The sequence below is a fragment of the Enterobacter sp. 5-4 genome (assembly GCF_000612205.1).
GTDB classification, from domain to species: Bacteria; Pseudomonadota; Gammaproteobacteria; order Enterobacterales; family Enterobacteriaceae; genus Enterobacter; species Enterobacter roggenkampii.
In genome coordinates, this window is sequence record NZ_JFHW01000019.1 from 169,835 (window position 1) to 196,172 (window position 26,338).

Consider the following 26,338-nt stretch of genomic DNA (forward strand, 5'->3'; position numbering starts at 1 on the left):
TAATTGTCCCATAACGGAACGCCATGACCAACTACAGCCTGCGCGCGCGCATGATGATTTTGATCCTCGCCCCCACCGTTCTCATCGGTTTGCTGCTGAGTATCTTCTTTGTGGTGCACCGCTATAACGATTTGCAGCGACAGCTGGAAGATGCAGGCGCTAGTATTATCGAACCGCTTGCCGTCTCCAGCGAGTACGGCATGAACCTGCAAAACCGCGAATCCATTGGGCAGTTAATCAGCGTACTCCACCGCCGCCACTCGGACATCGTACGCGCCATTTCCGTTTACGACGAACATAACCGCCTGTTTGTGACCTCAAACTTTCATCTCGATCCGGCAGCACTGAAAATCCCGGACGGTACGCCGTTCCCGCGCCACCTCACCGTATTGCGGCGCGGCGATATCATGATCCTGCGCACGCCGATCGTGTCGGAAAGCTATTCCCCCGATGAGTCTGCACAGTCCGACGCCAAATCCAGCAATAATATGCTGGGATATGTGGCGCTGGAGCTGGATCTCAAGTCGGTCCGGCTACAGCAGTACAAAGAGATCTTCATTTCCGGCGTGATGATGCTGTTCTGCATCGGCATTGCGCTGATCTTCGGCTGGCGCCTGATGCGCGACGTGACGGGTCCCATCCGCAACATGGTTAACACGGTTGACCGCATCCGCCGGGGACAGCTCGACAGCCGTGTGGAAGGGTTTATGCTGGGCGAGCTGGACATGCTGAAAAACGGCATCAACTCGATGGCGATGTCGCTGGCGGCCTATCACGAAGAGATGCAGCACAACGTTGACCAGGCGACGTCCGACCTGCGCGAAACGCTGGAGCAGATGGAGATCCAGAACGTTGAGCTGGATCTGGCGAAAAAGCGCGCTCAGGAAGCGGCGCGTATTAAATCGGAATTCCTTGCCAATATGTCGCACGAGCTGCGCACGCCGCTCAATGGCGTGATCGGCTTTACCCGTCTGACCCTGAAAAGCGAGCTCAACCCCACTCAGCGGGATCACCTGCATACCATTGAACGCTCGGCCAACAACCTGCTGGCGATCATTAACGACGTGCTGGACTTCTCCAAGCTGGAAGCGGGCAAGCTGATCCTCGAGAGTATCCCCTTCCCGCTGCTCAGCACGCTGGATGAAGTGGTGACGCTGCTCGCGCACTCGTCGCACGACAAAGGCCTGGAGCTGACGCTTAACATTAAAAACGACGTGCCGGATAACGTTATTGGCGATCCGCTGCGCCTGCAGCAGGTCATAACCAACCTTGTCGGGAATGCCATTAAGTTCACCGAAAGCGGTAATATCGACATCCTGGTAGAGAAACGCTCGATCAGCAGCAATAAGGTCCAGATTGAAGTCCAGATCCGCGATACCGGCATCGGTATTCCGGAGCGCGACCAGTCGCGTCTGTTCCAGGCGTTCCGTCAGGCGGACGCCAGCATCTCCCGCCGTCATGGCGGTACCGGTCTGGGGCTGGTGATCACCCAGCGTCTGGTGAACGAGATGGGCGGCGATATCTCATTCCACAGCCAGCCAAACCGCGGTTCAACCTTCTGGTTCCACATTAATCTGGACCTTAATCCGAACGTGCTGACCGATGGCCCGGTGACGGACTGCCTGAAAGGCAAGCGTCTGGCCTACGTTGAACCTAACGCTGCGGCGGCGCAGTGTACGCTCGACATCTTAAGCACCACGCCGCTGGAGGTGGTCTACAGCCCCACCTTCTCGGCGCTTGCCGTAGAGCATTACGATATTCTGCTGATGGGCATTCCGGTCACCTTCACCGGCGAGTTGACCATGCAGCAGGAGCGCCTGGCGAAAGCCGCGTCGATGACCGACTACCTGCTGCTGGCGCTGCCGTGCCATGGGCAGCTCAACGCGGAAGAACTGAAAAACGACGGCGCGGCCGCGTGCCTTTTGAAACCACTGACCGCAACCCGTTTGCTGCCAGCCCTCACGGAATATTGCCGTCTTAGCCAGCATGCCCTTCCGCTGATTAACGATGAGCAGAAGCTACCGATGAGCGTGATGGCGGTGGATGATAATCCGGCCAACCTGAAGCTCATTGGCGCATTGCTTGAGGACCAGGTTCAGCATGTGGAGCTGTGCACCAGCGGCGCGCAGGCGGTTGAACAGGCTAAGCAGATGCAGTTCGATTTAATCCTGATGGATATTCAGATGCCGGGCATGGACGGCATCCGGGCCTGCGAGCTGATCCACCAGTTGCCGCATCAGCAGCAAACGCCGGTTATTGCTGTCACCGCGCACGCGATGGCGGGCCAGAAGGAGAAGCTGCTGAGCGCCGGGATGAATGACTATCTGGCAAAGCCCATCGATGAAGAGAAACTTCATAGCCTGCTGTTGCGCTACAAGCCGGGTCATATTGGCGGAACGTACACGGTTTCCAGCGAACCGGTTGAAATCAGCATCAATCAAAACGCGACCTTTGACTGGCAGCTCGCGCTGCGCCAGGCGGCAGGTAAACCCGATTTGGCCCGCGACATGCTGCAAATGCTGGTCGCGTTTCTGCCAGAAATTCGCAACAAGGTGGAAGAGCAGCTGGTGGGTGAAAACCCGGAAGATCTGCTGGACGCAATCCACAAGCTGCACGGCAGCTGCGGGTACAGCGGCGTACCGCGGCTGAAAAACCTCTGTCAGTTGCTGGAGCAGCAGCTGCGTGCGGGCACGCCGGAATCGGAGCTTGAACCGGAGTTCCTGGAGCTGCTGGATGAAATGGATAACGTGACGCGCGAAGCGATGAAGGTGTTGGGGAGCTGAGGTAAAAGCCCGGTGGCGCTACGCTTGCCGGGCCTACAGGTGCACTAACGTAGGCCGGGTAAGGCGAAGCCGCCACCCGGCAATCACAGTTAAAATGCCTGCCCCACTTTCAGCACCGCCGCGATATTCCTTGCGGCCATCCTGACGTTCTCGCCAGCATTTTCCAGCGCGTCTTCCAGCGTGCAGATGGTGTAGATCACGCTAAACACGGCATCAATGCCGTGATCGTGTACCACGCCAACGTCCGCCGTCAGGCTGCCTGCAATGCCAATAACGGGTTTGTTAAAGCGTTTTGCCACCTTTGCCACCCCCACCGGGACTTTGCCGTGGATCGTCTGGCTGTCAATGCGGCCTTCCCCCGTGATCACCAGATCCGCATCGGCCACCTGGTCGGCCAGGTGTAGCGCATCGGTCACGATCTCAATGCCCTGGCGCAGCTGCGCGCCGCAAAAGGCGTAGAGCGCCGCGCCCATGCCCCCCGCCGCGCCGCCGCCAGCAAGGTTCAGCACGTCGATATCCAGGTCCCGGGCAATCACGCTTGCATAGTGCGCAAGCGCGTTGTCCAGGGTGACGATCATCTCGGGTGTGGCGCCCTTCTGCGGGCCGAATACGGCTGACGCGCCATCGTTCCCGGTAAGCGGATTGGTTACATCGCAGGCCACCTCAATCCGGCATTCCGCCAGACGCTTGTCCAGCCCGCTCAGGTCGATACGCGCGAGTTTTCCCAGCTCGCCCCCGCCCTGCCCAAGAGGCTGTTCATTGTCGTCCAGCAGCTTCGCCCCCAGCGCCTGCACCATCCCTGCGCCGCCGTCGTTGGTAGCGCTGCCGCCAATGCCAATAATAATATGCTTAACGCCCACATCCAGCGCGTGACGAATCAGTTCGCCCGTGCCCCAGGAGGTGGTTTTCAGCGGATTACGCTGCGAAGGCGCCACCCGCTCCAGGCCGCTTGCCGCCGCCATTTCAATAAAGGCGCTCTGCTTATCTCCGGACAAGCCATAGAACCCCTCCACGCGCTCGCCCAGCGGGCCGGTCACCGGAACATGCACAATGCTTCCCTGCGTTGCCGCGATCATCGCCTCAACCGTCCCTTCGCCACCGTCCGCGACCGGCAGCTTCACGTAAACCGCCTCGGGAAAGATCTCGCGAAAACCACGTTCTATCGCTGTCGCAACCTCAAGCGCACTCAAACTTTCCTTATACGAGTCCGGTGCGATAACAATTTTCATAAGCCATCCTTACGCATAGTCGTTACGTTAAGCATACACCACGTAAAAGACCGCTCATGGGAGCGGTCCCAATGCGTTTATCGTACCATGCACGGGCGTTTATTGTCGAATGTCCAGTCAGGGATGAGATACTGCATCGCCATCGCATCGTCGCGCGCGCCCAGACCGTGTTTCTGATACAGCTCATGGGCCTTCATGACCTGATCCATATCCAGCTCAACCCCCAGCCCCGGCGTGGAAGGCACCTGCACCATGCCACCTTTGATCTCAAACGGCTGCTTAGTGAGACGCTGATTACCTTCCTGCCAGATCCAGTGGGTGTCGATAGCAGTGATCGTGCCCGGCGCAGCGGCGGCGACGTGCGTGAACATCGCCAGCGAGATATCGAAGTGGTTGTTGGAGTGCGAACCCCAGGTCAGGCCAAACTCATGGCACATCTGCGCCACGCGCACCGAGCCCTGCATCGTCCAGAAGTGCGGGTCAGCCAGCGGAATGTCGACTGACTGGAGGGATAAGGTATGCCCCATCTGACGCCAGTCGGTAGCAATCATATTGGTCGCGGTTGGCAGCCCCGTAGCGCGACGGAATTCCGCCATCACTTCACGGCCAGAGAAGCCTTGCTCAGCCCCGCACGGGTCCTCCGCGTAGGCCAGCACGCCTTTCAGCTGCTTACCGATCGCAATCGCTTCATCAAGGGACCAGGCCCCGTTCGGATCGAGCGTCACGCGCGCCTGCGGGAAACGTTTTGCCAGCGCGGTGATGGCTTCCGCCTCTTCTTCCCCGGCCAGCACGCCGCCCTTCAGTTTAAAATCGTTGAAGCCATATTTCTCGTAAGCGGCTTCCGCCAGGCGCACCACCGCATCAGGGGTCATTGCCTCGTCGTGGCGAAGCCGGTACCAGTCGCATTGTTCATCCGGCTGGCTCTGATACGGCAGTGGCGTCAGCTTGCGGTCGCCGACAAAGAACAGATAGCCCAGCATTTCCACTTCGCTACGCTGCTGCCCCTCGCCCAGCAGCGACGCAACGTTAACGCCCAGATGCTGGCCCAGCAGATCCAGCATCGCGGCTTCAATGCCGGTCACCACGTGGATAGTGGTGCGCAGATCGAAGGTCTGCAGACCCCGGCCCCCGGCATCGCGATCGGCAAAGGTGTTACGCACGGTGTTGAGGACGTTTTTGTACTCACCCAGCGTTTTGCCCACCACCAGCGGAATGGCGTCCTCCAGCGTGTTGCGGATCTTCTCCCCGCCCGGAATTTCACCCACGCCGGTATGGCCGGCATTGTCTTTGATGATGACAATGTTGCGCGTGAAGAACGGCGCGTGCGCGCCGCTCAGGTTCATCAGCATGCTGTCATGGCCCGCAACCGGAATGATTTGCATGGCGGTGACGACAGGGGTCGTAAAAGTACTCATCGTGTAATCCTTTTATCAGTGACGTCCGAAAACAGGGCGCTTACGGTCAAATGTCCAGCCGGGAATAAGGTACTGCATCGGGCCCGCATCGTTACGCGTGCCGCCCGGCAATTTTTTATACGCCTCATGGGCTTTATGGATCCGATCCCAGTCCAGCTCCACGCCCAGGCCCGGCGCATCCGGTACGGCAATCTTGCCATTGATGATTTCCAGCGGATTTTTCGTCAGGCGGGCTTCGCCTTCCTGCCAAATCCAGTGCGTGTCGATGGCGGTCGGGTTACCCGGCGCAGCGGCGCCAACGTGGGTAAACATCGCCAGCGAAATATCAAAGTGATTGTTCGAATGACAGCCCCAGGTGAGTCCCCAGTCATCGCACAGCTGCGCCACGCGGACCGCGCCTGAGAGTGTCCAGAAGTGCGGGTCCGCCAGCGGAATGTCGACGGCGTTGAGCATCACCGCATGGCCCATTTCGCGCCAGTTGGTGGCGATCATATTGGTCGCCACCGGCAGTCCGGTGGCCCGACGGAACTCGGCCATCACTTCGCGGCCCGAAAAGCCCTGTTCCGCGCCGCAGGGGTCTTCCGCATAGGACAGGATATCCCCCAGCCCTTTGCACAGGCTAATCGCTTCATCCAGCAGCCATGCGCCGTTGGGATCGACGGTGATCCGCGCATCCGGGAAGCGCTTTTTCAGCGCCCGGGCCGTTTCAATCTCCTGCTCGCCGGGCAGCACGCCGCCCTTCAGCTTGAAATCCTTAAAGCCGTAGCGATCCTGCGCCGCCTCGGCCAGCCGCACCACCGCGTCGCTGGAGAGCGCTTCCTGGTGGCGCAGGCGATACCAGTCGTGATCGCCCGCGGTTCGGGCCAGATAGGGGAGATCGGTTTTATTGCGATCGCCAATGTAGAACAGATAGCCCAGCACGGTGACCGCATCGCGCTGTTTGCCGGGCCCCAGCAGTTCGCAGACCGGGACATTGAGCGCCTTACCCAGTAAATCAAGCAGAGCCGCTTCCAGCGCGGCGACCGCATTGACGCGCAGTTCAAACGTCCAGGCACCGTTACCGAACGTCTCAAAGTCTGCCGACTGGTTGCCCTTATGCACCCGCTGAACCACCTTGTTCAGACGGGCAATCTCCTGCCCCACGACCTGCGGAATGGCATCGACCAGCGTCTGGTAAATCACCTCTCCGCCAGGGGCCTCGCCCAAGCCGGTATTCCCTGCGCTGTCTTTTAGCACGACGATATTACGGGTAAACCAGGCGTTATGCGCGCCGCCAATATTGAGCAGCATGCTGTCCTGCCCGGCCACCGGGATGACCTTCATCTCGGTGACGATAGGGCTCGATTGCGTTGTCATCAGCCACGCTCCGCAACAGGTTTAAGTTCGACGCGTTTGATATCCCCCACCAGCACCAGGTAACTCAGGACCGCCACCAGCGCATGCACACCCACGTAGATTAGCGCACCGTTGAAAGAGCCGGTGGTACCGACGATGTAGCCGATAGCGATGGGCGTCACAATCCCGGAGATGTTGCCGAACATGTTGAACAGACCGCCGCTCAGGCCGCTGATCTCTTTCGGGGCCGTATCCGCCATTACCGCCCAGCCCAGCGCGCCAATGCCTTTGCCGAAGAAGGCCATCGCCATAAAGCCGATAATCATCCACTCGGCATTGACGTAGTTACAGAACACCATGGTCATGGAGAGCAGCATGCCGAGCACGATGGGCGTTTTACGCGCGATGTTCAGTGAACCGGTGCGGCGCATCAGCCAGTCGGAAATCACCCCGCCGAGCACGCCCCCCACGAAGCCACAGATGGCCGGGACCGAGGCAACAAACCCCGCTTTCAGAATCGACATGCCGCGTGCCTGCACCAGGTACACGGGGAACCAGGTGATGAAAAAGTAGGTCAAGGCGTTGATACAGTACTGGCCCAGATAGATCCCGATCATCATGCGCGAGCCGACAAGCTGCCTGATCTGCGCCCATTTCTGGCTGAACGGCACTTTCGCCGTCGAGGATTTCTGATCCATGTTGATCAGCGCGCCGCCTTCAGCGATGTACTCCAGCTCTTTTTTGTTTACGCCAGGGTGCAGGTTGGGTTCGTGGATCACTTTCAGCCAGATAAAGCTGATGACGATCCCGAGTCCGCCCATAAAGAAGAACACGTGCGACCAGCCCACCTCATGGGTTAGCCAGCCCATAATGGGCGCAAAGATCACCGTCGCGAAGTACTGTGCGGAGTTGAAAATCGCCACCGCCGTTCCCCTCTCCTGCGCCGGGAACCAGGCCGCCACAATGCGGCTGTTGCCCGGGAAGGAAGGCGCTTCCGCTAAGCCCACCAGGAAGCGCAGCGTGAAGAGCGCGACGATAATGCCGAAGCCGCTGAAGATATCGACGAAGCCCTGCAGCAGGGTAAAGGCAGACCAGATGAAGATGGACCAGAAGTAGACCCGTTTCGAGCCAAAGCGGTCGAGCAGCCAGCCGCCAGGAATTTGCCCGATGACGTAGGCCCACGAGAAGGCGGAGAAAACGTAACCCATGCCCACGGGATCAAGGCCGATATCTTTTGCCATTTCCGAGCCGGCAATCGACAGCGTGGCGCGGTCACCATAGTTAAAGGACGTGACGATAAACAGCATCACCACTATCCAGTAGCGGGCATTGGTGCGCTTTTCAGCGCTGCTCGCTGCGTGGCTTAATGAACTCATTGTTGCACTCCTGAAACATAGCTTTCGCCTGGTTCATTCTGTACAGCACCGGTAGGGTAAGCAGAATGAGATTGGTTTTTGTCGTTTTGGTACGGCCTGAAGCCGTTTTATCGTGACCGGAAAAGTATATGAAGGAGTGCCTCTTCACCTCACCGTGCAAAAACACAGTATTAAAGGGCGTGAGGGAGGTTGTTTAGGGCATAAGCCCAGAGGAGTGGAAGGTGGTTCACGGAAATGGCGTTTGGTGCGAAGTGTAATGCCGGGTGGCGGCTACGCCTGACCCGGCCTGGAAAACCCGTAGGCCCGCGCAAGCGAAGCGCCGCCGGGCAGAGTGTTATTTAAGAAGTGAGGCCCAGTTCTCCACCCACGGGTTTGATTCGCTTTCTGGCTCCGGGTGCTCACCCGCATCAATCAGCAGCATCTCGCCGACGCGCTGGGCGCTCTGCTCCTGCAACAGCGCATCGAACTGCTTGCCGCCGCCGCAGAAGTTGGCGTAAGCGCTGTCGCCGAGGGCGATGATGCCGTAGCGAACGTCTGGCTGATAGCCAAGCTGGTCTTTAATGCCCTGGAACAGCGGCACGATGCTGTCCGGCAGATCGCCCTGCCCGGTGGTGGAGGTCACCACCAGAATGTATTTATCTTTATACTTTTCCCAGTCCGCCAGCTCCGGGTCTTCATAGACCGTGGCTTTATGGCCCTGGCTTGCCAGAATCGCCTCCGCCTCTTCCGCAACCAGCAGCGAGTTGCCGTACATTGTGCCGACAAAAATGCCTACTTCAGCCATGCTATTTTCCCATAGTGAATGCGCTTACTCTTCATCCTGAACGTTGCCCGATACAAACTCAACCCTTTCATTTTCGGGGAGTTGTCCCAGCCAGCCAAACTGTGACAGCGCCTGCATCCAGACGTCGTCCAGCCCCGCGCGGAGAGTCAGCGGCTCGCCGGTAAACGGGTGCGTCAGGCTCAGCTCGCTTGCGTGTAACATCAGACGATGGCAGCCAAAGTGTTCGGCCGCGCTGCGGTTCTGGCGTAAATCACCGTGTTTGCTGTCGCCAATAATCGGGTGGCGCAGATGCGCAAGGTGGCGTCGCAGCTGGTGCTTGCGCCCGGTTTTGGGCAGAAGCTCAACCAGGCTGTAGCGTGTGGTCGGAAATTTGCTGGTGGCCACCGGCATTTCCGTCGTCGTCATGCCGCGATAATCGGTCACGGCCGGCTGCGGGCCTTTGTCATCCCGGGCAAATTTATCGCCGATTTTGTCCAGCTCCTCCACCAGCGGGTAGTCCAGGGTGGCGGACTCGGTCAGCCAGCCACGCACGATCGCGTGGTAGCGCTTCTGGATCTGGTGCTGTTCGAACTGCTGGGCCAGCAGACGGCCAGCTTCGCTGGAAAGCCCCATCAGCAGCACGCCGGAGGTCGGCCTGTCGAGGCGGTGGGCGGTAAAAACATGCTGACCAATCTGGTCACGAACGGTCTGCATCACCACCACTTTCTCGTCGCGATCCAGCCAGCTGCGGTGCACCAGCCAGCCTGACGGTTTATTCACCGCCACCAGCCACTCGTCCTGATAGAGGATCTCAAGCGTCATGCATCTTCACCGGCAAACAGGGCATCCAGCTTTTCCAGTTCGACCAGCATGACGTCGCGCGCAGGGTGCGTCGCGTCGAGCGCCATTTCATAATAGGGAGAGACAGCAAACGCCTGCGGTAAGGGGTGCCCCCCCTCAAGCAGGGCGTGCATGCGCGGAATTAACACCCACTGCAGCCACTCGAAAGGCGCCAGCGTATCCAGGCAGAAAGGCTGGGTGCTGGCGAACGCTTCTGGCTGCGGCGCGGTCTCCTGCCACAGCTGATGTTGGCGCAAAAGGGCTTCGATGGCGTGCAACTGAGCACGAACGCTATCGTGTTGCGTCATAGTAACCTCAACTGAAAATGTGAACGGCGCGCAGCATAGCATTGCGAAAGGCAGAAATAAAAAAAGGGAGCACTGTAAAAACAGTGCTCCCGGTTCGTTCCGCAGCATTCCAGCTACAATTCGTGCTCCCTGCTCATCCGTGACAACTTTTCCTGAAGCCCGAAGGCTTGGTCATCCGTCTACCTTTCGCATCCTGCACACATCTTCCTGACGTGTTTGTTTCATCCTGAAACGTCCTGGCCTTCCTGACCCACCGACCATCCTGACCGGCTCTCGTTCTCCTTCCTGGAGGTGTCCCTTACGCATCCTGCGTTATCCACTTCGCTTCATCCAGAAGCCTTCCTGCTGCGCCATCCTGACGAGTCCTGTGTGAGAAACGCCATCATCCTGATGTTCGTTTCTCGTGTCGGCTTCCTGTCGACGGAGATAGAATCCGCTATTCCGCTTCGTCTTACAACCCACTCAGCCAGAGTTGTAAGACGCGGGGACTCCCTAAAAATAATAGGAGGAACAACTAATTCGTTGAAAAATAGAGTGATATTAATCTGAATTTAATGAGGTAATACTGAATGTTCCAGCGATCTCTCACAAACCTTGTAAGAGATCTCTCACACGCGCTGTAGCAGCATGGATTACAGAAGGGGCTCAAGTCGGGTGAGGAAATCCGCAAGAGAAGGGGCGAGAGTCTCGCGATTGCGGGTACCGATAGTCTCTTTAATCACTTCGCCTGACAGGTTACAGACGGAGATAACGTCCAGTTCGCTGTCCAGCGTGGCGATAAAGAGCGTCGGAGAAAGCTTAAGGCGTTTTTGCGTGACCAGATGACCAATCAGGTTTTCCTGAACACGCTGCAGATCGTCTTCGCTCCAGGTCTGCAACAGCGTCAGCGTCATGTCCGCAAAGCGCGCGGGCATATCCCCTGCAAACTGCGTGGCATAAAACGCATGAACCGCTGGTTGTACCACAATGTCCATTGCCCGTTCAACCGCATTTACATTCTGCTCGCCGTTATTCGGCTTCGGCTGCCAGATCACGTAATCCTCAAGCGAAGAGATAATGCACGGCGAAGGGACGCCATATAAATCAGCACTTTGCGGCCACGTGCCCTGCTTTTCATGCCATGCGTCGCAGTAGCGGGTCGTGAAGGTAGTGAGGGCATTTGCAGTTTCGATGTCCACCGATTTCTCTCTTCTTGTCAGACAGGATAAACTCAGGCCATAAGTGTACCTGTAAAGTGGCTATGAAACATGTCTTACGAAAATCATCAGGCGTTAACCGGCTTAACGCTGGGTAAATCGACCGATTACCGCGATACCTACGATGCAAGCCTGCTGCAGGGCGTGCCGCGTAGCCTGAACCGCGATCCTCTGGGACTGCACGCGGACGCGCTGCCGTTCGTGGGTGGCGATATCTGGACGCTGTACGAACTCTCGTGGCTCAACGCGCGCGGCCTGCCGCAGGTGGCGGTGGGACACGTTGAGCTGGACTATGCCAGCGTGAATCTCGTCGAGTCCAAAAGCTTTAAGCTCTATCTCAACAGTTTTAACCAGACCAAATTCAACAGCTGGGACGACGTTCAGCACACCCTGGAACGTGATTTAAGCGCCTGCGCGCAGGGAAAGGTGAGCGTATCACTGTATCGCCTGCACGAACTGGAAGGCCAGCCAGTCGCCCACTTCAACGGGACCTGCATCGACGATCAGGATATCGAGGTGGAGAATTATGAATTCAGCGCCGATTACCTCGAAAACGCGGCGAGCGGCAAGGTGGTTGAAGAGACGCTGGTGAGCCATCTGCTGAAATCCAACTGCCTGATTACCCACCAGCCGGACTGGGGCTCGGTGCAGATCCAGTATCGCGGCCCGAAAATTGATCGGGAAAAGCTGCTGCGCTATCTGGTGTCGTTCCGACATCACAATGAATTCCACGAGCAGTGCGTGGAGCGCATCTTTAGCGATATCCAACGCTTCTGCCAGCCAGAAAAATTGAGCGTTTACGCGCGCTACACCCGCCGCGGCGGCCTGGACATTAACCCGTGGCGCACCAATACCGATTTTGTCCCGGCGACGGACCGGCTGGTGCGTCAGTAATATAAATATTTTCACAATATGCGCGGTATCTTCCGCGCTTTAGGTTGTGAAACGTCACGCGGCAGGGCTATTGTAATCAACAGGGAAAGACGATAATCGTCCCGTAAGGAGCTCACTTGATTACACATATTAGCCCGCTTGGCTCAATGGATATGTTGTCGCAGCTGGAAGTGGACATGCTTAAACGCACGGCCAGCAGCGATCTTTATCAACTGTTTCGTAACTGTTCACTTGCCGTTCTGAACTCCGGAAGCCTGACAGATAACAGTAAAGAACTGCTGTCCCGCTTCGAAAGCTTTGATATCAACGTGCTGCGCCGCGAGCGCGGCGTGAAGCTTGAAGTCATCAACCCGCCGGAAGAGGCGTTTGTCGACGGACGCATCATCCGTTCACTTCAGGCTAACCTGTTTGCCGTGCTGCGTGACATCCTGTTTGTTAACGGGCAGATCCACAACGCAGGCCGTTTCCAGCATCTCGACCTGGAAAGCTCGGTCCATATCACCAACCTGGTGTTCTCTATTTTGCGCAACGCCCGTGCCCTGCACGTGGGTGAAGCACCGAACATGGTCGTCTGCTGGGGCGGTCACTCCATTAACGAAACCGAATACCTTTATGCGCGTCGGGTGGGCACCCAGCTTGGCCTGCGCGAGCTGAATATCTGTACCGGATGTGGTCCGGGTGCGATGGAAGCGCCAATGAAAGGTGCCGCAGTGGGTCACGCGCAGCAACGCTACAAAGAGGGACGGTTTATCGGCATGACCGAGCCGTCCATCATCGCCGCTGAACCACCTAACCCGCTGGTTAACGAGCTGATTATCATGCCGGATATCGAAAAACGTCTTGAAGCGTTTGTTCGTATCGCCCACGGCATCATCATCTTCCCGGGCGGCGTGGGGACAGCGGAAGAGCTGCTCTATCTGCTGGGTATTCTGATGAACCCGGCCAACAAAGATCAGGTCCTGCCGCTGATCCTGACCGGGCCAAAAGAGAGCGCCGACTACTTCCGCGTGCTGGACGAGTTTATCGTACACACGCTGGGTGAAGCCGCGCGTCGTCACTATCGCATCATCATCGACGATGCTGCGGAAGTGGCGCGCCAGATGAAAAAAGCGATGCCGCTGGTGAAGGAGAACCGTCGCGATACCGGGGATGCCTACAGCTTTAACTGGTCAATCCGCATCGCGCCGGACCTGCAGATCCCGTTCGAGCCTTCACACGAGAACATGGCGAACCTGAAACTCTACCCGGACCAGCCGGTGGAAGTCCTGGCCGCCGATCTGCGTCGCGCCTTCTCCGGGATTGTGGCGGGCAACGTCAAAGAGGTCGGTATCCGCGCCATTGAGCAGTACGGTCCGTACAAGATCCACGGCGATCCGGAGATGATGCGCCGCATGGATGACATGCTGCAGGGCTTTGTCGCCCAGCACCGCATGAAGCTGCCGGGCTCCGCCTATATTCCTTGCTACGAAATCTGCACATAACGCTTAGCGGCATCTCATCAAAGCCGGGTCGCCCTGTCGCGCGTTCCGGCTTTTTTTATTCCTGATGTAATTCATAGGCATTACTTATATCTTTTACAAAATCGCCACAAACGCAAACGATTACCTATATTTTTCAACCGTAAATTATCAGCCTTAATCCAAATTACCTGCCAGAAAATACTAAAAACCCATTTCTTTACAGCGAAAGACACCTATATCAAGGGCCAGTCTTTCAGCGCACATGTCGTTGGTGGTAGCCTTCGCGCGCGTAAATTCTCTTTGATGTTTTTTTAACAGATAAATGGTCTAAAGATGCCCACATCATAAGTGGATTATTGCATTTGGGATCGCGATCACTGATAGATTCATAACGAGAATGTATCTTTCCGCCCGCCAATAGTTACGGGCGAAAATTATTAAAAAACCGTCACTGAACGAATTTCATATTACCGTCAGGCACTTTTTCATCGGATTTGACTAAAAACCTGACAATTTGCTTCCTCCAGGAGATACAGATGGAAACCACTCAAACCAGCACCGTTGCTTCGATTGAATCCCGAAGTGGTTGGCGCAAAACGGATACCATGTGGATGCTTGGCCTTTACGGCACGGCAATCGGCGCTGGTGTACTGTTCCTTCCTATCAACGCAGGCGTCGGCGGTCTGATTCCGCTGATCATTATGGCTATCATTGCTTTCCCGATGACCTTCTTTGCACACCGCGGTCTGACCCGCTTCGTGCTGTCCGGTAAAAACCCGGGCGAAGACATTACTGAAGTGGTTGAAGAGCATTTCGGCGTGGGCGCAGGTAAACTGATTACCCTGCTCTACTTCTTCGCGATTTACCCTATCCTGCTGGTCTACAGCGTGGCGATCACCAACACCGTTGAAAGCTTCATGCTTCACCAGTTGCACATGACGCCGCCACCGCGTGCCATCCTGTCTCTGATCCTGATTGTCGGCATGATGACCATCGTGCGCTTCGGTGAGCAGATGATTGTGAAAGCGATGAGCGTACTGGTGTTCCCGTTTGTAGCCGCACTGATGCTGCTGGCCTGCTACCTGATCCCACAGTGGAACGGCGCAGCGCTGGAAACCCTGTCCCTGAGCAGCGCGTCTGCAACCGGTAACGGCCTGCTGATGACCCTGTGGCTGGCGATCCCGGTAATGGTCTTCTCCTTCAACCACTCCCCAATCATCTCCTCTTTCGCCGTGGCGAAACGTGAAGAGTACGGTAATGGCGCAGAGAAGAAGTGCTCCAGTATCCTGGCACGCGCTCACATCATGATGGTGCTGACCGTTATGTTCTTCGTCTTCAGCTGCGTACTGAGCCTCTCCCCGGCGGACCTGGCGGCAGCGAAAGAGCAGAACATCTCAATTCTGTCTTACCTGGCGAACCACTTTAACGCACCGCTGATTGCGTGGATGGCACCGATCATCGCGATGATCGCCATCACCAAATCCTTCCTGGGCCACTACCTCGGCGCACGTGAAGGCTTCAACGGTATGGTGATCAAATCTCTGCGCGGTAAAGGCAAGAGCATTGAAATCAACAAGCTGAACAAAATCACTGCACTGTTCATGCTGCTCACCACCTGGGCGGTAGCGACGCTGAACCCAAGCATCCTGGGCATGATTGAAACCCTGGGCGGCCCGGTCATCGCGATGATTCTGTTCCTGATGCCGATGTACGCGATTCAGAAAGTCCCGGCTATGCGTAAGTACAGCGGTCATGTCAGCAACATCTTTGTGGTTATCATGGGGCTTATCGCTATCTCTGCGATCTTCTACTCCCTGTACACCATGTTCTGATTCTCACCCGCGCCGTCCCCGGACGGCGCACACCCTCCTCTCTGACTGAAAGCAATGGACGCATCATGATTAGCGTATTCGATATCTTCAAAATCGGTATTGGTCCTTCCAGCTCTCACACCGTCGGACCGATGAAAGCCGGTAAGCAGTTCACGGATGACTTGATTGCACGCGGCATCCTGCACGACATCACCCGCGTGGTTGTCGATGTATACGGCTCACTTTCCCTGACCGGGAAAGGCCACCACACCGATATCGCCATTATCATGGGCCTGGCGGGAAACCTGCCGGATACCGTTGATATTGATGCGATCCCTGGCTTTATCCAGGACGTGAACACCCACGGGCGCCTGCTGCTGGCGAACGGCGAGCATGAGGTTGAATTCCCGGTTGACCACTGCATGAATTTCCATGCGGACAACCTGTCGCTACACGAAAACGGCATGCGCATTACCGCGCTGGCCGGCGACAAAGCGGTATACAGCCAGACTTACTACTCTATCGGCGGCGGTTTTATCGTCGACGAAGACCACTTTGGTCAAACCAGTACCTCTTCTGTCGAGGTGCCGTATCCGTACAAAACGGCGGCAGACCTCCAGCGCCACTGCCAGGAGACGGGCCTTTCCCTCTCCGGTCTGATGATGAAAAACGAGCTGGCGCTGCACAGCAAAGAGGAGCTGGAACAGCACTTCGCTAACGTCTGGGACGTGATGCGCGGCGGTATTGAGCGCGGGATCACCACCGAAGGCGTTCTGCCGGGCAAGCTTCGCGTACCGCGTCGTGCGGCAGCGCTGCGCCGTATGCTGGTGAGCACCGACAAAACGACTACGGACCCAATGGCCGTGGTGGACTGGATCAACATGTTCGCCCTGGCGGTAAACGAAGAAAACGCCGCAGGGGGCCGAGTGGTCACCGCGCCGACCAACGGTGCCTGCGGCATCGTTCCGGCCGTACTGGCGTACTACGACAAGTTTATCCGTGAAGTGAACGCGAACTCGCTGGCGCGCTACCTGCTGGTGGCCAGTGCGATTGGTTCGCTGTATAAGATGAACGCCTCCATTTCCGGTGCGGAAGTGGGCTGTCAGGGTGAAGTCGGCGTGGCGTGCTCCATGGCGGCGGCAGGTCTGGCGGAGCTGTTGGGCGCAAGCCCGGCGCAGGTGTGCATCGCTGCGGAAATCGGCATGGAACACAACCTGGGGCTGACCTGCGATCCGGTTGCCGGCCAGGTACAGGTTCCGTGCATCGAGCGTAACGCGATTGCCTCCGTGAAGGCGGTAAACGCGGCACGTATGGCGCTGCGCCGCACCAGCGAACCGCGCGTCTGTCTCGATAAGGTTATCGAGACCATGTACGAAACCGGTAAAGATATGAACGCCAAATACCGCGAAACCTCTCGCGGCGGCCTGGCGATGAAGATCGTAACCTGCGATTAAGCCTCTCAGGAAGCCTCGTTTTGCGAGGCTTCTTCCTGTTTTCCCCACCATTCATAGTTTCATGCTGCTGACAGTGTTACCCTTCACGCATTAGATAGAAGGGAGATTATCTGTGGCCGTTCATTTACTTATCGTCGATGCACTTAACCTGATTCGCCGTATCCATGCGGTACAGGGGACGCCTTGTAAAGACACCTGCCTGCACGCGCTGGAACAGCTTATCCGCCACAGTGAACCCACCCATGCGGTCGCGGTTTTTGATGACGAAGCCCGCAACACGGGCTGGCGGCACCAGCGTCTGCCCGACTACAAAGCCGGACGCGCACCGATGCCGGACGATCTTCACGCCGAATTACCCATGCTGCGCGCCGCATTTGAACAGCGGGGCGTCCCCTGCTGGGGCGCACAGGGAAATGAAGCCGACGATCTCGCGGCCACCCTGGCCGTAAAGGTGGCGAGTGCCGGGCATCAGGCCACGATCGTTTCAACGGACAAAGGCTACTGCCAGCTGCTCTCCCCCACTATCCGTATTCGCGACTATTTTCAAAAACGCTGGCTGGACGCGCCGTTCATTGCCAGCGAGTTTGGCGTATCGCCTGAGCAACTGCCGGATTACTGGGGTCTGGCAGGCATCAGCAGCTCTAAAGTTCCGGGCGTGGCCGGTATTGGGCCGAAGAGCGCCGCGCAATTGCTGACCGATTTTCAGAGTCTGGAGGGCATTTACGCCCGTCTGGACGAGGTGCCAGAAAAATGGCGCAAGAAGCTGGAGGCGCATAAAGAGATGGCGTTTATCTGCCGGGAAATCGCAACGCTCCAGACGGATTTACAGCTGGACGGGAATTTACAGCAGTTAAGGTTAGAACGTTAAAGCGACGACACGGTTTTGTAGGCCCGGTAAGCGCAGCGCCACCGGGCAAAACAAAGTACATGCTATCGCTCGTCGCGACGCCCGCCTACGGCCGCCCACCAGCGACGAATATGCACCGTCACCTCTTCGCGATCGTGATACAGCTGACGCGCCTGGATCTCCACGTTAATCCCGTGTTCGTCCAGTTGCTCCTGAATGTAGGCCAGGTTCTGCGACACCTCCTCATAGCGCTTTTTCATCGGCAGCTTGAGGTTGAAAATGGTCTCGCGACACCAGCCGTTCACCAGCCAGGAGGCCATCAGCGCGGCCACTTTCGCCGGTTTCTCAACCATGTCGCACACCATCCATGAGATGTTGTTGCGGTTCGGGCGATAGCGGAAACCGTCTTCACGCAGCCAGGTGACCTGTCCGGTGTCCATCAGGCTTTGCGCCATTGGGCCGTTATCAACGGACGATACCCACATGTTGCGTTTCACCAGCTGATAGGTCCAGCCGCCCGGGCACGCGCCGAGATCGACAGCGTACATGCCGTTTGCCAGACGCTCATCCCACTCATCCGCCGGGATAAAGACGTGGAACGCCTCTTCCAGCTTCAGCGTGGAACGGCTTGGCGCATCGGCCGGGAAGCGCAAACGCGGGATGCCCATAAAGAAAGGAGAGTTGTTGGTGGTGTACGAGTAGCCCGTATAGCAGCAGCCCGGTGCAATAAAGAAGATATGCACCACCGGACGCTTCGGCGTTTCGTAGTTCGTCAGCACGCCCGCATCACGCAGCGCCGCGCGCAGCGGAACGGTGAACTTACGGCAGAACTTCATCAGCTCTTTACTTTCGTTGGTATCCGCCACTTCAACGCGCAGATCGCCGCCCTTCTCCACCACGCCCTGCAGCATGCCCACGATTGGCGTGATGCGGTCTTCCGGGGGAAGGTCTTTGAGCAGCTCACCCGCGACAAACATCTGGCGCGCAAAAATCAGCGAGCTGAACGGCAGCTCGCGCGCCAGCTTATCCGCATCTTCAGGCTGATAGCATTCGAATACCACATAGCCCGCGTTTTCTTTTACGCGGGCAAAGCCGAAGATTTCGCGCTTCGCCGCTTTATCGGTAATTTCCGCGGCGCACTCTTTCTCAAACCCCGGGCGACAATATAAAACAACCTTATTCATGAACAACGCCCTTGCGTTTCAGACGGATAGCTCCGATAAACATTAATACCCAACCCGCCAGGAAGCTGACGCCACCGACAGGTGTAACAAACGCCCACAGGCGTAAATGCGAAAGTGCCAGACAGTAAAGGCTGCCGCTGAAAAGCACCGTACCCAGCGCCAGAAAGACGCTGCTCCAGTAAAACCAGATACTGATACGGCGCTGCATCGCCACCGCCAGCCCAAAGATTGCCAGCGTATGGAACGCCTGATATTCAAGGCCGGTCTGGATCCAGCCCATCTCTACAGCGCCCAACGACTTGCTTAAGACATGTGCGCCAAAGGCGCCCAGTGCAACAAAAATAAAGCCACTCACCGCGGCAAAAATCAGCATGAATCGGCTGGTCATGTTTAAGTCCTGAATTGATGCGTGCCCGGCACACAAACGTTATTGTTCATACCTGAAGCGGAATTTTTCTTGCTCGCTTGCCGCTTTCGCCAGTATCCACTGCCGGAAGGCGGCTATTTTACCCAGTTCTGCCTGACTGTCATGACAAACCAGATAAAACGCATTCTTGCTGACCAGTACATCATTAAAAGGGCAGACCAGGCGACCTGCCTCTATTTCGGACTGCGCCATGACGTTGTTCGCCAACGCCACGCCCTGCCCGTGAATGGCAGCCTGTAACACCATCGCACTGTGGCTAAAGATGGGTCCCTGCTGCACGTTTATATGTGTAAGACCTAATTGACGGGTATAAGTTTGCCAGTCGCGTCGAGAGGCATCATGCAAAAGCGTATGCTGCGCCAGGTCAGCGGGAGACTTCAGCGCTTTGTCGCCCGTTAACAGCAGAGGGGAACAGACCGGCAGGAGATATTCTGCGTATAATTTCTCAACACGCAAGCCCGGCCAGTTACCGCGCCCATAAAAAATCGCGACGTCCACGTCATCGGCCAGCTTGTCTTCCTGACGATCCACGGCCTGGATTCGAACGTCTATCCCCGGATAAGCTGAGTTAAAGCTTGAGAGTCTTGGCACCAGCCACTGAATGGCAAAACTGGGCAATAAACTAACGGTCAGAGCACCTTTTGCACTGCGGGCCTGTAGCTTACGCGTGGCTTCAGTAAGCTGCGAAAAAATCTCTTTAATATCCTGAAAATAGCTCTGCCCCTCTTCGGTCAACAGCAACGAGCGGTTGCGTCGACGAAACAGCTTAAGGCCCAGAAAATCCTCCAGAGACTTGATTTGGTGACTTACTGCGGCCTGTGTCACAAAAAGCTCATCGGCTGCGCGGGTGAAGCTCAGGTGACGTGCTGCTGCATCAAAAACACGTAATGCGTTGAGGGGGGGCAATCGCTTTGACATGGTTATATGGCTTAGATGTTAAAGGAATTTAACAAATAGGAAACAACGTTTAACCTATTAGTTTTTTTTATCTGAGCCATTATAATTTGTCCGTTGAGGAACTACCAGCAAATACCTATAGTGGCGGCACTTCCTGAGCCGGAACGAAGAGCTTTTTTCGGAATGCGTGTTCTGAAGGGCTTTTGGCTTACGGTTGTGATGTTGTGTTGTTGTGTTTGCAATTGGTCTGCGATTCAGACCACGGTAGCAACGCTACCAATTTTTCACTTCCTGTACATTTACCCTGTCTGTCCATAGTGATTAATGTAGCACCGCCAACTTGCGGTGCTTTTTTTTCGCCTGCGATCGGTTAATGCTCGATCTCTTTCATCTCTTTCACGTCCGTGCGGTTGATCTGCTGCTTGTTCCCGTTAGCATCTTTGTACGAAATCATCCCGGTATCGTTATCGGTTGTCGGTTTCCCTTCCGAAACGATGGAACGACCATCGTTGGTGTGCATCACGTAGTTGTTACCGGAACAGGCGCTCAGGGCAAAAGTAAACGCACAGGCAGAGATGATTGCAGCTGTCTTATTCATGATTATTCTCCTTTAGCAATTAATGCTATTCAAACCTCGATTTATAACAGGCTAAAACATCCGCCTAACACTATTTAGCATAACCTGCTTTTTTGGGGTCATGAGGATAAGCAGACAATTCTGATAGATATCAACCTCCTTGCCCTGCCGCGGAAATTGCGCGACGATCGAGATATTGAAATGAGGAATCCCATGAACGCTTTCAGTCCTGCGCAGTTCCGCGCACAGTTTCCGGCGCTGGCCGATGCCGGTATTTATCTGGACAGTGCCGCCACCGCCCTTAAGCCACAGGCGGTCATTGACGCCACGCAGCAGTTTTACAGCCTGAGCGCCGGGAACGTGCATCGCAGCCAGTTTGCCGAGGCGCAGCGATTAACCGCGCGCTACGAAGCCGCACGCGATCGCGTGGCGCACCTGATCAATGCCGAAAGCGGGAAAAATATCGTCTGGACGCGCGGCACCACCGAGGCCATCAATATGGTGGCCCAGTGCTACGCGCGCCCGCTGCTTCAGCCGGGCGATGAGATCGTCGTCAGCGAGGCGGAACATCACGCCAACCTGGTGCCGTGGCTGATGGTGGCCGAACAAACGGGTGCACGCGTGGTGAAGCTTCCGCTGGGCGCAGACCTTCTGCCCGATGTGGCCCGTCTCCCCGAGTTGATTACCCCTCGCAGCCGCATTCTGGCGCTTGGACAGATGTCTAACGTCACCGGTGGTTGCCCGGACCTGGCTCAGGCGATTCGCATCGCGCATGCCAACGGGATGGTGGTGATGGTTGACGGCGCCCAGGGCGTGGTGCATTTCCCCGCCGACGTGAAGGCGCTGGATATCGACTTCTATGCCTTCTCAGGACATAAGCTCTACGGGCCAACCGGTATTGGGGTGTTGTACGGCAAGCCGGAATTGCTGGCAAAAATGACCCCGTGGCTCGGGGGCGGCAAGATGATCGCTGAAGTGACTTTTGACGGTTTCAAAACGCAGGATTTGCCTTACCGCCTGGAAGCCGGTACGCCGAACGTAGCCGGCGTGATTGGCCTAAGCGCGGCGCTGGAGTGGCTGGCAGAAACAGACAGTGTTCAGGCTGAAAGCTGGAGCCGGGGGCTGGCGACGCTGGCAGAGGAAGAACTGAAAAAGCGCCCGGGTTTCCGCTCGTTCCGCGTTCAGGATTCAAGCCTGCTCGCCTTTGATTTTGTGGGCGTGCATCACAGCGACATGGTAACGCTGCTGGCCGGGTATGGCATCGCCCTGCGCGCCGGGCAGCACTGCGCGCAGCCGCTGCTGGCGGCGCTCGGCGTGAGCGGCACGCTGCGCGCCTCGTTCGCGCCCTATAACACACAAAGCGATGTTGACGCGCTGGTTGCCGCCGTCGACCGCGCGCTTGAAATACTGGTGGATTAATGACTCACGCTGCTTTAGCCGGACATCCGTTTGGCACCGTCATCACTGAAGAGACGTTAAAACAGACCTTTGCCCCGCTTTCACAGTGGGAAGATAAATATCGCCAGCTGATTCTTCTCGGTAAGCAGTTACCGACCCTCTCTGACGATCTCAAGGCGCAGGCGAAAGAGATTGCAGGCTGTGAAAATCGCGTCTGGCTGGGCGTGAGCGTTTCCGGTGAGAAGCTGCACTTCTTCGGCGACAGCGAAGGCCGCATCGTCCGGGGCCTGTTGGCCGTATTGTTGACCGCAGTGGAAGGGAAAAGTGCGGCGGAACTGCTGGCGCATTCGCCGCTGGCGTTATTTGATGAGCTGGGGCTGCGCGCGCAGCTCAGCGCCTCGCGCGGTCAGGGGTTGATCGCGCTCAACGACGCGGTACTGGACGCCGCACGTCAGGCTCAGGCCTGACGTTCCGCCTTCGCCATCATCTTCTTCAGGGCGTGAGACACCGCCACAAAGCCGAAGGAAGCGGTCACCATGGTGGCCGCGCCAAAGCCTGAGGCGCAATCCATTCTCTTTGGCCCTTCCGCCGTGCTTTTCATCGCACACACGGAGCCATCCGCCTGCGGGTAGACCAGCGCTTCGGTCGAGAACACGCAGTCTACGCCCAGCTTGCCCTTGCTGTTCTTCACGACGTTAAAGTCGCTTTTCAGGCGTTCACGCAGCTTGGCGGCCAGTGGATCCTGAATGGTCTTCGCCAGATCGGCCACTTGGATCTGCGTAGGGTCGATTTGCCCGCCCGCGCCGCCGGTCGTCACCAGGGGAACCTTGTAACGACGACAGTAGGCGATCAGCGCCGCTTTTGGACGCACGCTGTCGATGGCGTCAATCACATAGCTGTAGCCTTTGCTCATGTATTCGGCGACGTTATCTGCCGTCACAAAATCATCAATCACCGTGACCCGACATTCCGGGTTGATCAGACGGATACGTTCCGCCATGACCTCAGATTTTGCCAGGCCGACGCTATCACGCAGGGCGTGAATTTGACGGTTAGTGTTGGTGACGCACACGTCATCCATATCAATCAGCGTGATTGCGCCAATACCGGTTCTCGCCAGCGCTTCTGCGGCCCACGACCCCACACCACCAATGCCCACGACGCAGACGTGCGCATCCGCAAACAGCTGCAGGGCTTTTTCACCATAGAGACGTGCCGTGCCGCCAAAACGCTGGCGCCAGGCATCGCTGATTACCACAGACATAACACCTCAGATGTAAAAAGGGTGAGGTTCTCCTCACCCTGAACAGTAATCCGTATTGCGTTCAGAATACCACAATCAGCCGCTGAATACGTTTCCGGCACCCGGTGCCGCCTTAAGCACCCACACGCGTCCGTAGTGGTTATACCAGCCTGCGCGGTGGCCTGCATCCGGGCCAATGCCCTGATAGATATCGAAGTGCTGCCCTTTGATCGCGCCGCCAACGTCCAGCGCCACCATCAGACGCAGCTCATACTGGCCGTTGAACTTGCCGTTGTTATCCAGCAGCGGGACCTCTGCCAGCAGCGTGGTGCCCGCAGGAATAATCGAACGATCCGATGCCACCGACGCACGGCCAATTAGCGGTACCGCGCTCGCCCCTTTCACCGGCGCGAAGTTTTGCGGTTTAAAGAAGACGAACGACGGGTTCTGCTCCAGCAGCTCACGCACCTCGGCTTCGCTGTGCTTTTCGCCCCACTCGCGGATCGCCTGCATCGACATGTCTTCTTTCTTCACTTCGCCGCGGTCGATCAGCACCTTGCCAATACTGCGATAGGCGTGGCCGTTTTTACCGGAATAGCTGAAGAAGTTAAGCGGCGAGCCGTCGCCAAAATCAATATAGCCGCTGCCCTGAACGTCCATGATGAAGTTGTCCATCAGGGAGTTGCTGTAAGCAAGAACGTAGTTTTCGCTCAGCGCACCGGCGTAGATCTCAGCGCGCGACGGCAGACGACCGCGTTTTGGCGGCATACGGTAGATAGGGTACTGGAACTCGCCCTGACGCGTGTGTCGTGCCTGAATAACCGGGGTGTAATAGCCGGTGAACTGGACGTTGCCGTAGTTATCGGCCCCTTCCATCTGCCAGGCGTCGATACCAAACTGGCGCATGTTGCGCGTATCGCCGCCCGCGCGCAGCCAGTCCTGTACCGCGCTATAAACGTTGTTCTGTGCGCTGTACAGACGCGGTGACGCGTTGCGGATCTGGTAAACCTGCTCGGAGAAATCTCCGGCATTGATCGGTGCGCCGACCGCATCAGGCTGATTAACTAAAGAGAAAGGCTGGGATAACTTCCCGTCTTTATACTGTTGACCGCGATCGGTCGGTTTGGAAGAACAGGCCGCAAGAATCGCTACCATTGCGCCCGCCATCAGATACTTCGCCCAACGTCCTTTCATTCTGTCTCGTCTTTTAGTTGCCCATTTCCGCGTGATGAAGATAACAAACCGCCAGGGCTAATGAAATGCGATCGCATGCCCTTTGGCAAATTTTGCGCAAAAAATAGTCCAAACAGCGCCATGTCGTTCAATTTGCATACAAAATCATGATAAATGTGAAAAAGGGGTTGCATCACAAGTCTATCCGAGTATAGTGCGCATCCACGGACGCGGGGTGGAGCAGCCTGGTAGCTCGTCGGGCTCATAACCCGAAGGTCGTCGGTTCAAATCCGGCCCCCGCAACCAACACTTCTAAAACAATAAACACCCTTAAGGGTGTTTTTTTGTATCTGTCGTTTGTGAATTTGCCGGGCGTTTACCCGGCCAAAAGATCTACCCGCGCCGCGCCAGCGTCGCCCCGTCAGAGAAATACGCACGAATCCCTGCCAGAATCGACTCCGCCACTTCCTGCTGGAATTTTGCCGTCTTGAGCTTACGCTCCTCTTCCACGTTACTGATAAACGCGGTTTCAACCAGGATGGACGGGATATCCGGCGCCTTGAGCACCGCAAATCCGGCCTGTTCAACGCTGTTCTTGTGCAGCTTATTGATGTTGCCCAGCTTGCCCAGCACCGCTTTACCAAACTTCAGGCTGTCGTTAATGGTCAGCGACTGCACCATGTCGAACATGGTGTGGTCGACGTAGCGGTCGCCGCTTTTGCTCACGCCACCGATCAGGTCCGAGGCGTTCTGGGTATCCGCCAGGTATCTTGCTGCGGTACTGGTCGCGCCTTTGGTTGAGAGCGCAAACACCGACGAGCCGCTTGGCTGACGGCTGGTAAACGCATCCGCATGGATCGAGACGAACAAATCTGCGCGCTGCTTCTGTGCTTTCGCCACCCTGACCTTCAGCGGAATAAAGACGTCTTCATTACGCGTCATATAGGCGCGCATATTGCCTTCTTTATCAATCAGCGCCTTCAGACGACGGGCAATTTGCAGAACCACGTCTTTTTCACGCGTGCGGTATTTCCCCACCGCACCGGAGTCTTCGCCGCCGTGGCCTGGATCGAGCATGATTACAATCGGACGATCGCGCCCTGCTTTCCCCGGCTGCGGACCGCTTTGCGCCGGCGGAACCTGACGCTGCAGATCGCCTTTGTTGTAATCTTCCAGCAGGGCAAGAAGCGGATCCTGAATATCCGTCGCATTGGCCGGGTAGAGATCCATCACCAGGCGCTCTTTGAACGTCGCGACAGGCGCCAGGGCAAACAGCTGCGGCTTCACGTTCTGCTTCAGTTCAAACACCATGCGCACGGTTTGCGGATCGAACTGCCCGACGCGCGCCGATTTAATAAACGGATCGTCGCCGCGGATCTGCGCCGCCATCCCTTTCAGCACGGAGTTAAGGTTAACGCCTTCGAGATCCACCACCACACGTTCCGGGTTGCTGAGGGCAAATTGCTTATATTTCAGCACGCGATTGGATTCGACCGTCACGCGCGTATAGGTCGACGATGGCCAGACGCGCACCGCCACGACCTGACTGGTGGCGGCAAGACCGACCTGACTGACGCTAAGCAACCACATTGCCCCGGCCCCTTTTAACAAACGGCGGCGGCTTATTGCTGAATTGGATCCCGACATGCTTCTCCCGAGCAAGAACACTGACTGATATACAAAATGTCCAGATTGACCGAAAACTTTAACGAATGACGCATAAACTGT

At 56.8% G+C, this 26,338-nt stretch carries 23 protein-coding genes and 1 tRNA gene; 9 read left to right on the forward strand and 15 right to left on the reverse strand.

Annotation, left to right across the window (positions count from 1 at the left end; all coding sequences use genetic code 11):
- Positions 1 to 23: 23 nt before the first annotated feature.
- Positions 24 to 2,783, forward strand: a complete 2,760-nt coding sequence (barA, locus tag AA74_RS0111250; RefSeq protein ID WP_025912401.1) for a two-component sensor histidine kinase BarA — start codon at positions 24 to 26, stop codon at positions 2,781 to 2,783.
- 89 nt (positions 2,784 to 2,872) lie between these two features.
- On the opposite strand, the gene AA74_RS0111255 is transcribed toward barA, so the two are convergent.
- The 8 genes from AA74_RS0111255 to syd all read right to left on the reverse strand — a co-directional run bounded on the left by AA74_RS0111255 (position 2,873) and on the right by syd (position 11,227).
- On the reverse strand, positions 2,873 to 4,012 hold the full coding sequence (locus AA74_RS0111255; protein ID WP_025912402.1) for a glycerate kinase: 1,140 nt from the start codon (positions 4,010 to 4,012) through the stop codon (positions 2,873 to 2,875).
- 77 nt (positions 4,013 to 4,089) lie between these two features.
- Positions 4,090 to 5,427 (reverse strand): glucarate dehydratase, encoded by a 1,338-nt coding sequence (gudD, locus tag AA74_RS0111260; RefSeq protein ID WP_025912403.1) that lies wholly within the window; start codon positions 5,425 to 5,427, stop codon positions 4,090 to 4,092.
- Between the two features lie 15 nt (positions 5,428 to 5,442).
- Positions 5,443 to 6,783, reverse strand: coding sequence for an enolase C-terminal domain-like protein (locus AA74_RS0111265; protein ID WP_025912404.1), 1,341 nt, complete (start codon positions 6,781 to 6,783; stop codon positions 5,443 to 5,445).
- Positions 6,783 to 8,138 (reverse strand): galactarate/glucarate/glycerate transporter GudP, encoded by a 1,356-nt coding sequence (gene gudP, locus AA74_RS0111270; protein WP_008499635.1) that lies wholly within the window; start codon positions 8,136 to 8,138, stop codon positions 6,783 to 6,785. Before gudP ends, AA74_RS0111265 begins: the two co-directional genes overlap by 1 nt.
- 334 nt (positions 8,139 to 8,472) lie before the next feature.
- The gene (locus AA74_RS0111275; protein ID WP_008499636.1) at positions 8,473 to 8,922 is read right to left on the reverse strand and encodes a flavodoxin; all 450 of its coding nucleotides are present in this window, start codon (positions 8,920 to 8,922) and stop codon (positions 8,473 to 8,475) included.
- 24 nt (positions 8,923 to 8,946) lie between these two features.
- Entirely contained in the window at positions 8,947 to 9,723 is a 777-nt protein-coding gene (truC, locus tag AA74_RS0111280; protein ID WP_025912405.1) for a tRNA pseudouridine(65) synthase TruC, read from the reverse strand.
- Entirely contained in the window at positions 9,720 to 10,049 is a 330-nt protein-coding gene (locus AA74_RS0111285) for a YqcC family protein (protein WP_023294461.1), read from the reverse strand. Before AA74_RS0111285 ends, truC begins: the two co-directional genes overlap by 4 nt.
- Before the next feature lie 632 nt (positions 10,050 to 10,681).
- On the reverse strand, positions 10,682 to 11,227 hold the full coding sequence (syd, locus tag AA74_RS0111290) for a SecY-interacting protein (protein WP_008499639.1): 546 nt from the start codon (positions 11,225 to 11,227) through the stop codon (positions 10,682 to 10,684).
- A gap of 69 nt (positions 11,228 to 11,296) precedes the next feature.
- Here syd and queF point away from each other — a divergent pair, with 69 nt between their 5' ends.
- The 5 genes from queF to xni all read left to right on the forward strand — a co-directional run bounded on the left by queF (position 11,297) and on the right by xni (position 17,732).
- Positions 11,297 to 12,139, forward strand: coding sequence for an NADPH-dependent 7-cyano-7-deazaguanine reductase QueF (gene queF / locus AA74_RS0111295; RefSeq protein WP_025912406.1), 843 nt, complete (start codon positions 11,297 to 11,299; stop codon positions 12,137 to 12,139).
- 116 nt (positions 12,140 to 12,255) lie between these two features.
- A complete protein-coding gene (ppnN, locus tag AA74_RS0111300) occupies positions 12,256 to 13,620 on the forward strand; it encodes a nucleotide 5'-monophosphate nucleosidase PpnN (RefSeq protein WP_008499641.1) in 1,365 nt (454 codons plus the stop codon).
- Positions 13,621 to 14,135: 515 nt separating this feature from the next.
- On the forward strand, positions 14,136 to 15,431 hold the full coding sequence (locus AA74_RS0111305) for an HAAAP family serine/threonine permease (RefSeq protein WP_025912407.1): 1,296 nt from the start codon (positions 14,136 to 14,138) through the stop codon (positions 15,429 to 15,431).
- A gap of 65 nt (positions 15,432 to 15,496) precedes the next feature.
- The gene (sdaB, locus tag AA74_RS0111310) at positions 15,497 to 16,864 is read left to right on the forward strand and encodes an L-serine ammonia-lyase II (RefSeq protein WP_008499643.1); all 1,368 of its coding nucleotides are present in this window, start codon (positions 15,497 to 15,499) and stop codon (positions 16,862 to 16,864) included.
- A 112-nt stretch (positions 16,865 to 16,976) separates the two neighbouring features.
- Positions 16,977 to 17,732 carry a flap endonuclease Xni gene (gene xni / locus AA74_RS0111315; protein WP_021241892.1) on the forward strand — a complete coding sequence of 252 codons (756 nt, stop codon included), beginning with the start codon at positions 16,977 to 16,979 and terminating at the stop codon, positions 17,730 to 17,732.
- A gap of 62 nt (positions 17,733 to 17,794) precedes the next feature.
- Here the strand turns inward: xni and rlmM are convergent, their stop codons facing one another.
- From rlmM to AA74_RS0111335, 4 genes are all read right to left on the reverse strand, one after another.
- Entirely contained in the window at positions 17,795 to 18,895 is a 1,101-nt protein-coding gene (gene rlmM, locus AA74_RS0111320; RefSeq protein ID WP_021241891.1) for a 23S rRNA (cytidine(2498)-2'-O)-methyltransferase RlmM, read from the reverse strand.
- Complete coding sequence (locus AA74_RS0111325) at positions 18,888 to 19,283, reverse strand: DUF423 domain-containing protein (RefSeq protein ID WP_008499646.1); 396 nt, start codon at positions 19,281 to 19,283, stop codon at positions 18,888 to 18,890. The genes rlmM and AA74_RS0111325 overlap by 8 nt, the downstream gene beginning before the upstream one ends.
- A gap of 39 nt (positions 19,284 to 19,322) precedes the next feature.
- On the reverse strand, positions 19,323 to 20,240 hold the full coding sequence (gcvA, locus tag AA74_RS0111330) for a glycine cleavage system transcriptional regulator GcvA (protein WP_008499647.1): 918 nt from the start codon (positions 20,238 to 20,240) through the stop codon (positions 19,323 to 19,325).
- Between the two features lie 349 nt (positions 20,241 to 20,589).
- Positions 20,590 to 20,817, reverse strand: a complete 228-nt coding sequence (locus tag AA74_RS0111335) for a YgdI/YgdR family lipoprotein (protein WP_008499648.1) — start codon at positions 20,815 to 20,817, stop codon at positions 20,590 to 20,592.
- A 192-nt stretch (positions 20,818 to 21,009) separates the two neighbouring features.
- On the opposite strand from AA74_RS0111335, the gene csdA reads away from it, so the two are divergent.
- Together csdA and csdE are read left to right on the forward strand one after the other, a co-directional pair.
- Positions 21,010 to 22,215 (forward strand): cysteine desulfurase CsdA, encoded by a 1,206-nt coding sequence (gene csdA / locus AA74_RS0111340; RefSeq protein WP_025912408.1) that lies wholly within the window; start codon positions 21,010 to 21,012, stop codon positions 22,213 to 22,215.
- On the forward strand, positions 22,215 to 22,661 hold the full coding sequence (csdE, locus tag AA74_RS0111345; protein ID WP_023344826.1) for a cysteine desulfurase sulfur acceptor subunit CsdE: 447 nt from the start codon (positions 22,215 to 22,217) through the stop codon (positions 22,659 to 22,661). The genes csdA and csdE overlap by 1 nt, the downstream gene beginning before the upstream one ends.
- Here csdE and tcdA read toward each other — a convergent pair.
- Positions 22,652 to 23,458: a tRNA cyclic N6-threonylcarbamoyladenosine(37) synthase TcdA gene (tcdA, locus tag AA74_RS0111350; RefSeq protein ID WP_008499651.1), complete on the reverse strand. Its 807-nt coding sequence runs from the start codon at positions 23,456 to 23,458 to the stop codon at positions 22,652 to 22,654. The two genes, csdE and tcdA, sit on opposite strands and share 10 nt — an antisense overlap.
- A gap of 75 nt (positions 23,459 to 23,533) precedes the next feature.
- On the reverse strand, positions 23,534 to 24,631 hold the full coding sequence (gene mltA / locus AA74_RS0111355; protein WP_021241890.1) for a murein transglycosylase A: 1,098 nt from the start codon (positions 24,629 to 24,631) through the stop codon (positions 23,534 to 23,536).
- Positions 24,632 to 24,839: 208 nt separating this feature from the next.
- Here mltA and AA74_RS0111360 point away from each other — a divergent pair.
- Positions 24,840 to 24,916, forward strand: a tRNA-Met gene (locus AA74_RS0111360).
- Positions 24,917 to 25,003: 87 nt separating this feature from the next.
- Here AA74_RS0111360 and amiC read toward each other — a convergent pair.
- Positions 25,004 to 26,257 (reverse strand): N-acetylmuramoyl-L-alanine amidase AmiC, encoded by a 1,254-nt coding sequence (gene amiC / locus AA74_RS0111365; protein ID WP_021242006.1) that lies wholly within the window; start codon positions 26,255 to 26,257, stop codon positions 25,004 to 25,006.
- Between the last annotated feature and the right edge of the window lie 81 nt (positions 26,258 to 26,338).

What these genes read in the sequence shown, in the direction of transcription:
- gcvA (WP_008499647.1), bottom strand. Translation starts at nt 20,240, where the DNA reads ATGTCAAAGCGATTGCCCCCCCTCAACGCATTACGTGTTTTTGATGCA.
- AA74_RS0111285 (WP_023294461.1), bottom strand. Translation starts at nt 10,049, where the DNA reads ATGACGCAACACGATAGCGTTCGTGCTCAGTTGCACGCCATCGAAGCC.
- AA74_RS0111335 (WP_008499648.1), bottom strand. Translation starts at nt 20,817, where the DNA reads ATGAATAAGACAGCTGCAATCATCTCTGCCTGTGCGTTTACTTTTGCC.
- gudD (WP_025912403.1), bottom strand. Translation starts at nt 5,427, where the DNA reads ATGAGTACTTTTACGACCCCTGTCGTCACCGCCATGCAAATCATTCCG.
- queF (WP_025912406.1), top strand. Translation starts at nt 11,297, where the DNA reads ATGTCTTACGAAAATCATCAGGCGTTAACCGGCTTAACGCTGGGTAAA.
- csdA (WP_025912408.1), top strand. Translation starts at nt 21,010, where the DNA reads ATGAACGCTTTCAGTCCTGCGCAGTTCCGCGCACAGTTTCCGGCGCTG.
- AA74_RS0111275 (WP_008499636.1), bottom strand. Translation starts at nt 8,922, where the DNA reads ATGGCTGAAGTAGGCATTTTTGTCGGCACAATGTACGGCAACTCGCTG.
- gudP (WP_008499635.1), bottom strand. Translation starts at nt 8,138, where the DNA reads ATGAGTTCATTAAGCCACGCAGCGAGCAGCGCTGAAAAGCGCACCAAT.
- csdE (WP_023344826.1), top strand. Translation starts at nt 22,215, where the DNA reads ATGACTCACGCTGCTTTAGCCGGACATCCGTTTGGCACCGTCATCACT.
- tcdA (WP_008499651.1), bottom strand. Translation starts at nt 23,458, where the DNA reads ATGTCTGTGGTAATCAGCGATGCCTGGCGCCAGCGTTTTGGCGGCACG.
- AA74_RS0111265 (WP_025912404.1), bottom strand. Translation starts at nt 6,783, where the DNA reads ATGACAACGCAATCGAGCCCTATCGTCACCGAGATGAAGGTCATCCCG.
- rlmM (WP_021241891.1), bottom strand. Translation starts at nt 18,895, where the DNA reads ATGAATAAGGTTGTTTTATATTGTCGCCCGGGGTTTGAGAAAGAGTGC.
- barA (WP_025912401.1), top strand. Translation starts at nt 24, where the DNA reads ATGACCAACTACAGCCTGCGCGCGCGCATGATGATTTTGATCCTCGCC.
- truC (WP_025912405.1), bottom strand. Translation starts at nt 9,723, where the DNA reads ATGACGCTTGAGATCCTCTATCAGGACGAGTGGCTGGTGGCGGTGAAT.
- AA74_RS0111325 (WP_008499646.1), bottom strand. Translation starts at nt 19,283, where the DNA reads ATGACCAGCCGATTCATGCTGATTTTTGCCGCGGTGAGTGGCTTTATT.
- sdaB (WP_008499643.1), top strand. Translation starts at nt 15,497, where the DNA reads ATGATTAGCGTATTCGATATCTTCAAAATCGGTATTGGTCCTTCCAGC.
- AA74_RS0111255 (WP_025912402.1), bottom strand. Translation starts at nt 4,012, where the DNA reads ATGAAAATTGTTATCGCACCGGACTCGTATAAGGAAAGTTTGAGTGCG.
- mltA (WP_021241890.1), bottom strand. Translation starts at nt 24,631, where the DNA reads ATGAAAGGACGTTGGGCGAAGTATCTGATGGCGGGCGCAATGGTAGCG.
- AA74_RS0111305 (WP_025912407.1), top strand. Translation starts at nt 14,136, where the DNA reads ATGGAAACCACTCAAACCAGCACCGTTGCTTCGATTGAATCCCGAAGT.
- amiC (WP_021242006.1), bottom strand. Translation starts at nt 26,257, where the DNA reads ATGTCGGGATCCAATTCAGCAATAAGCCGCCGCCGTTTGTTAAAAGGG.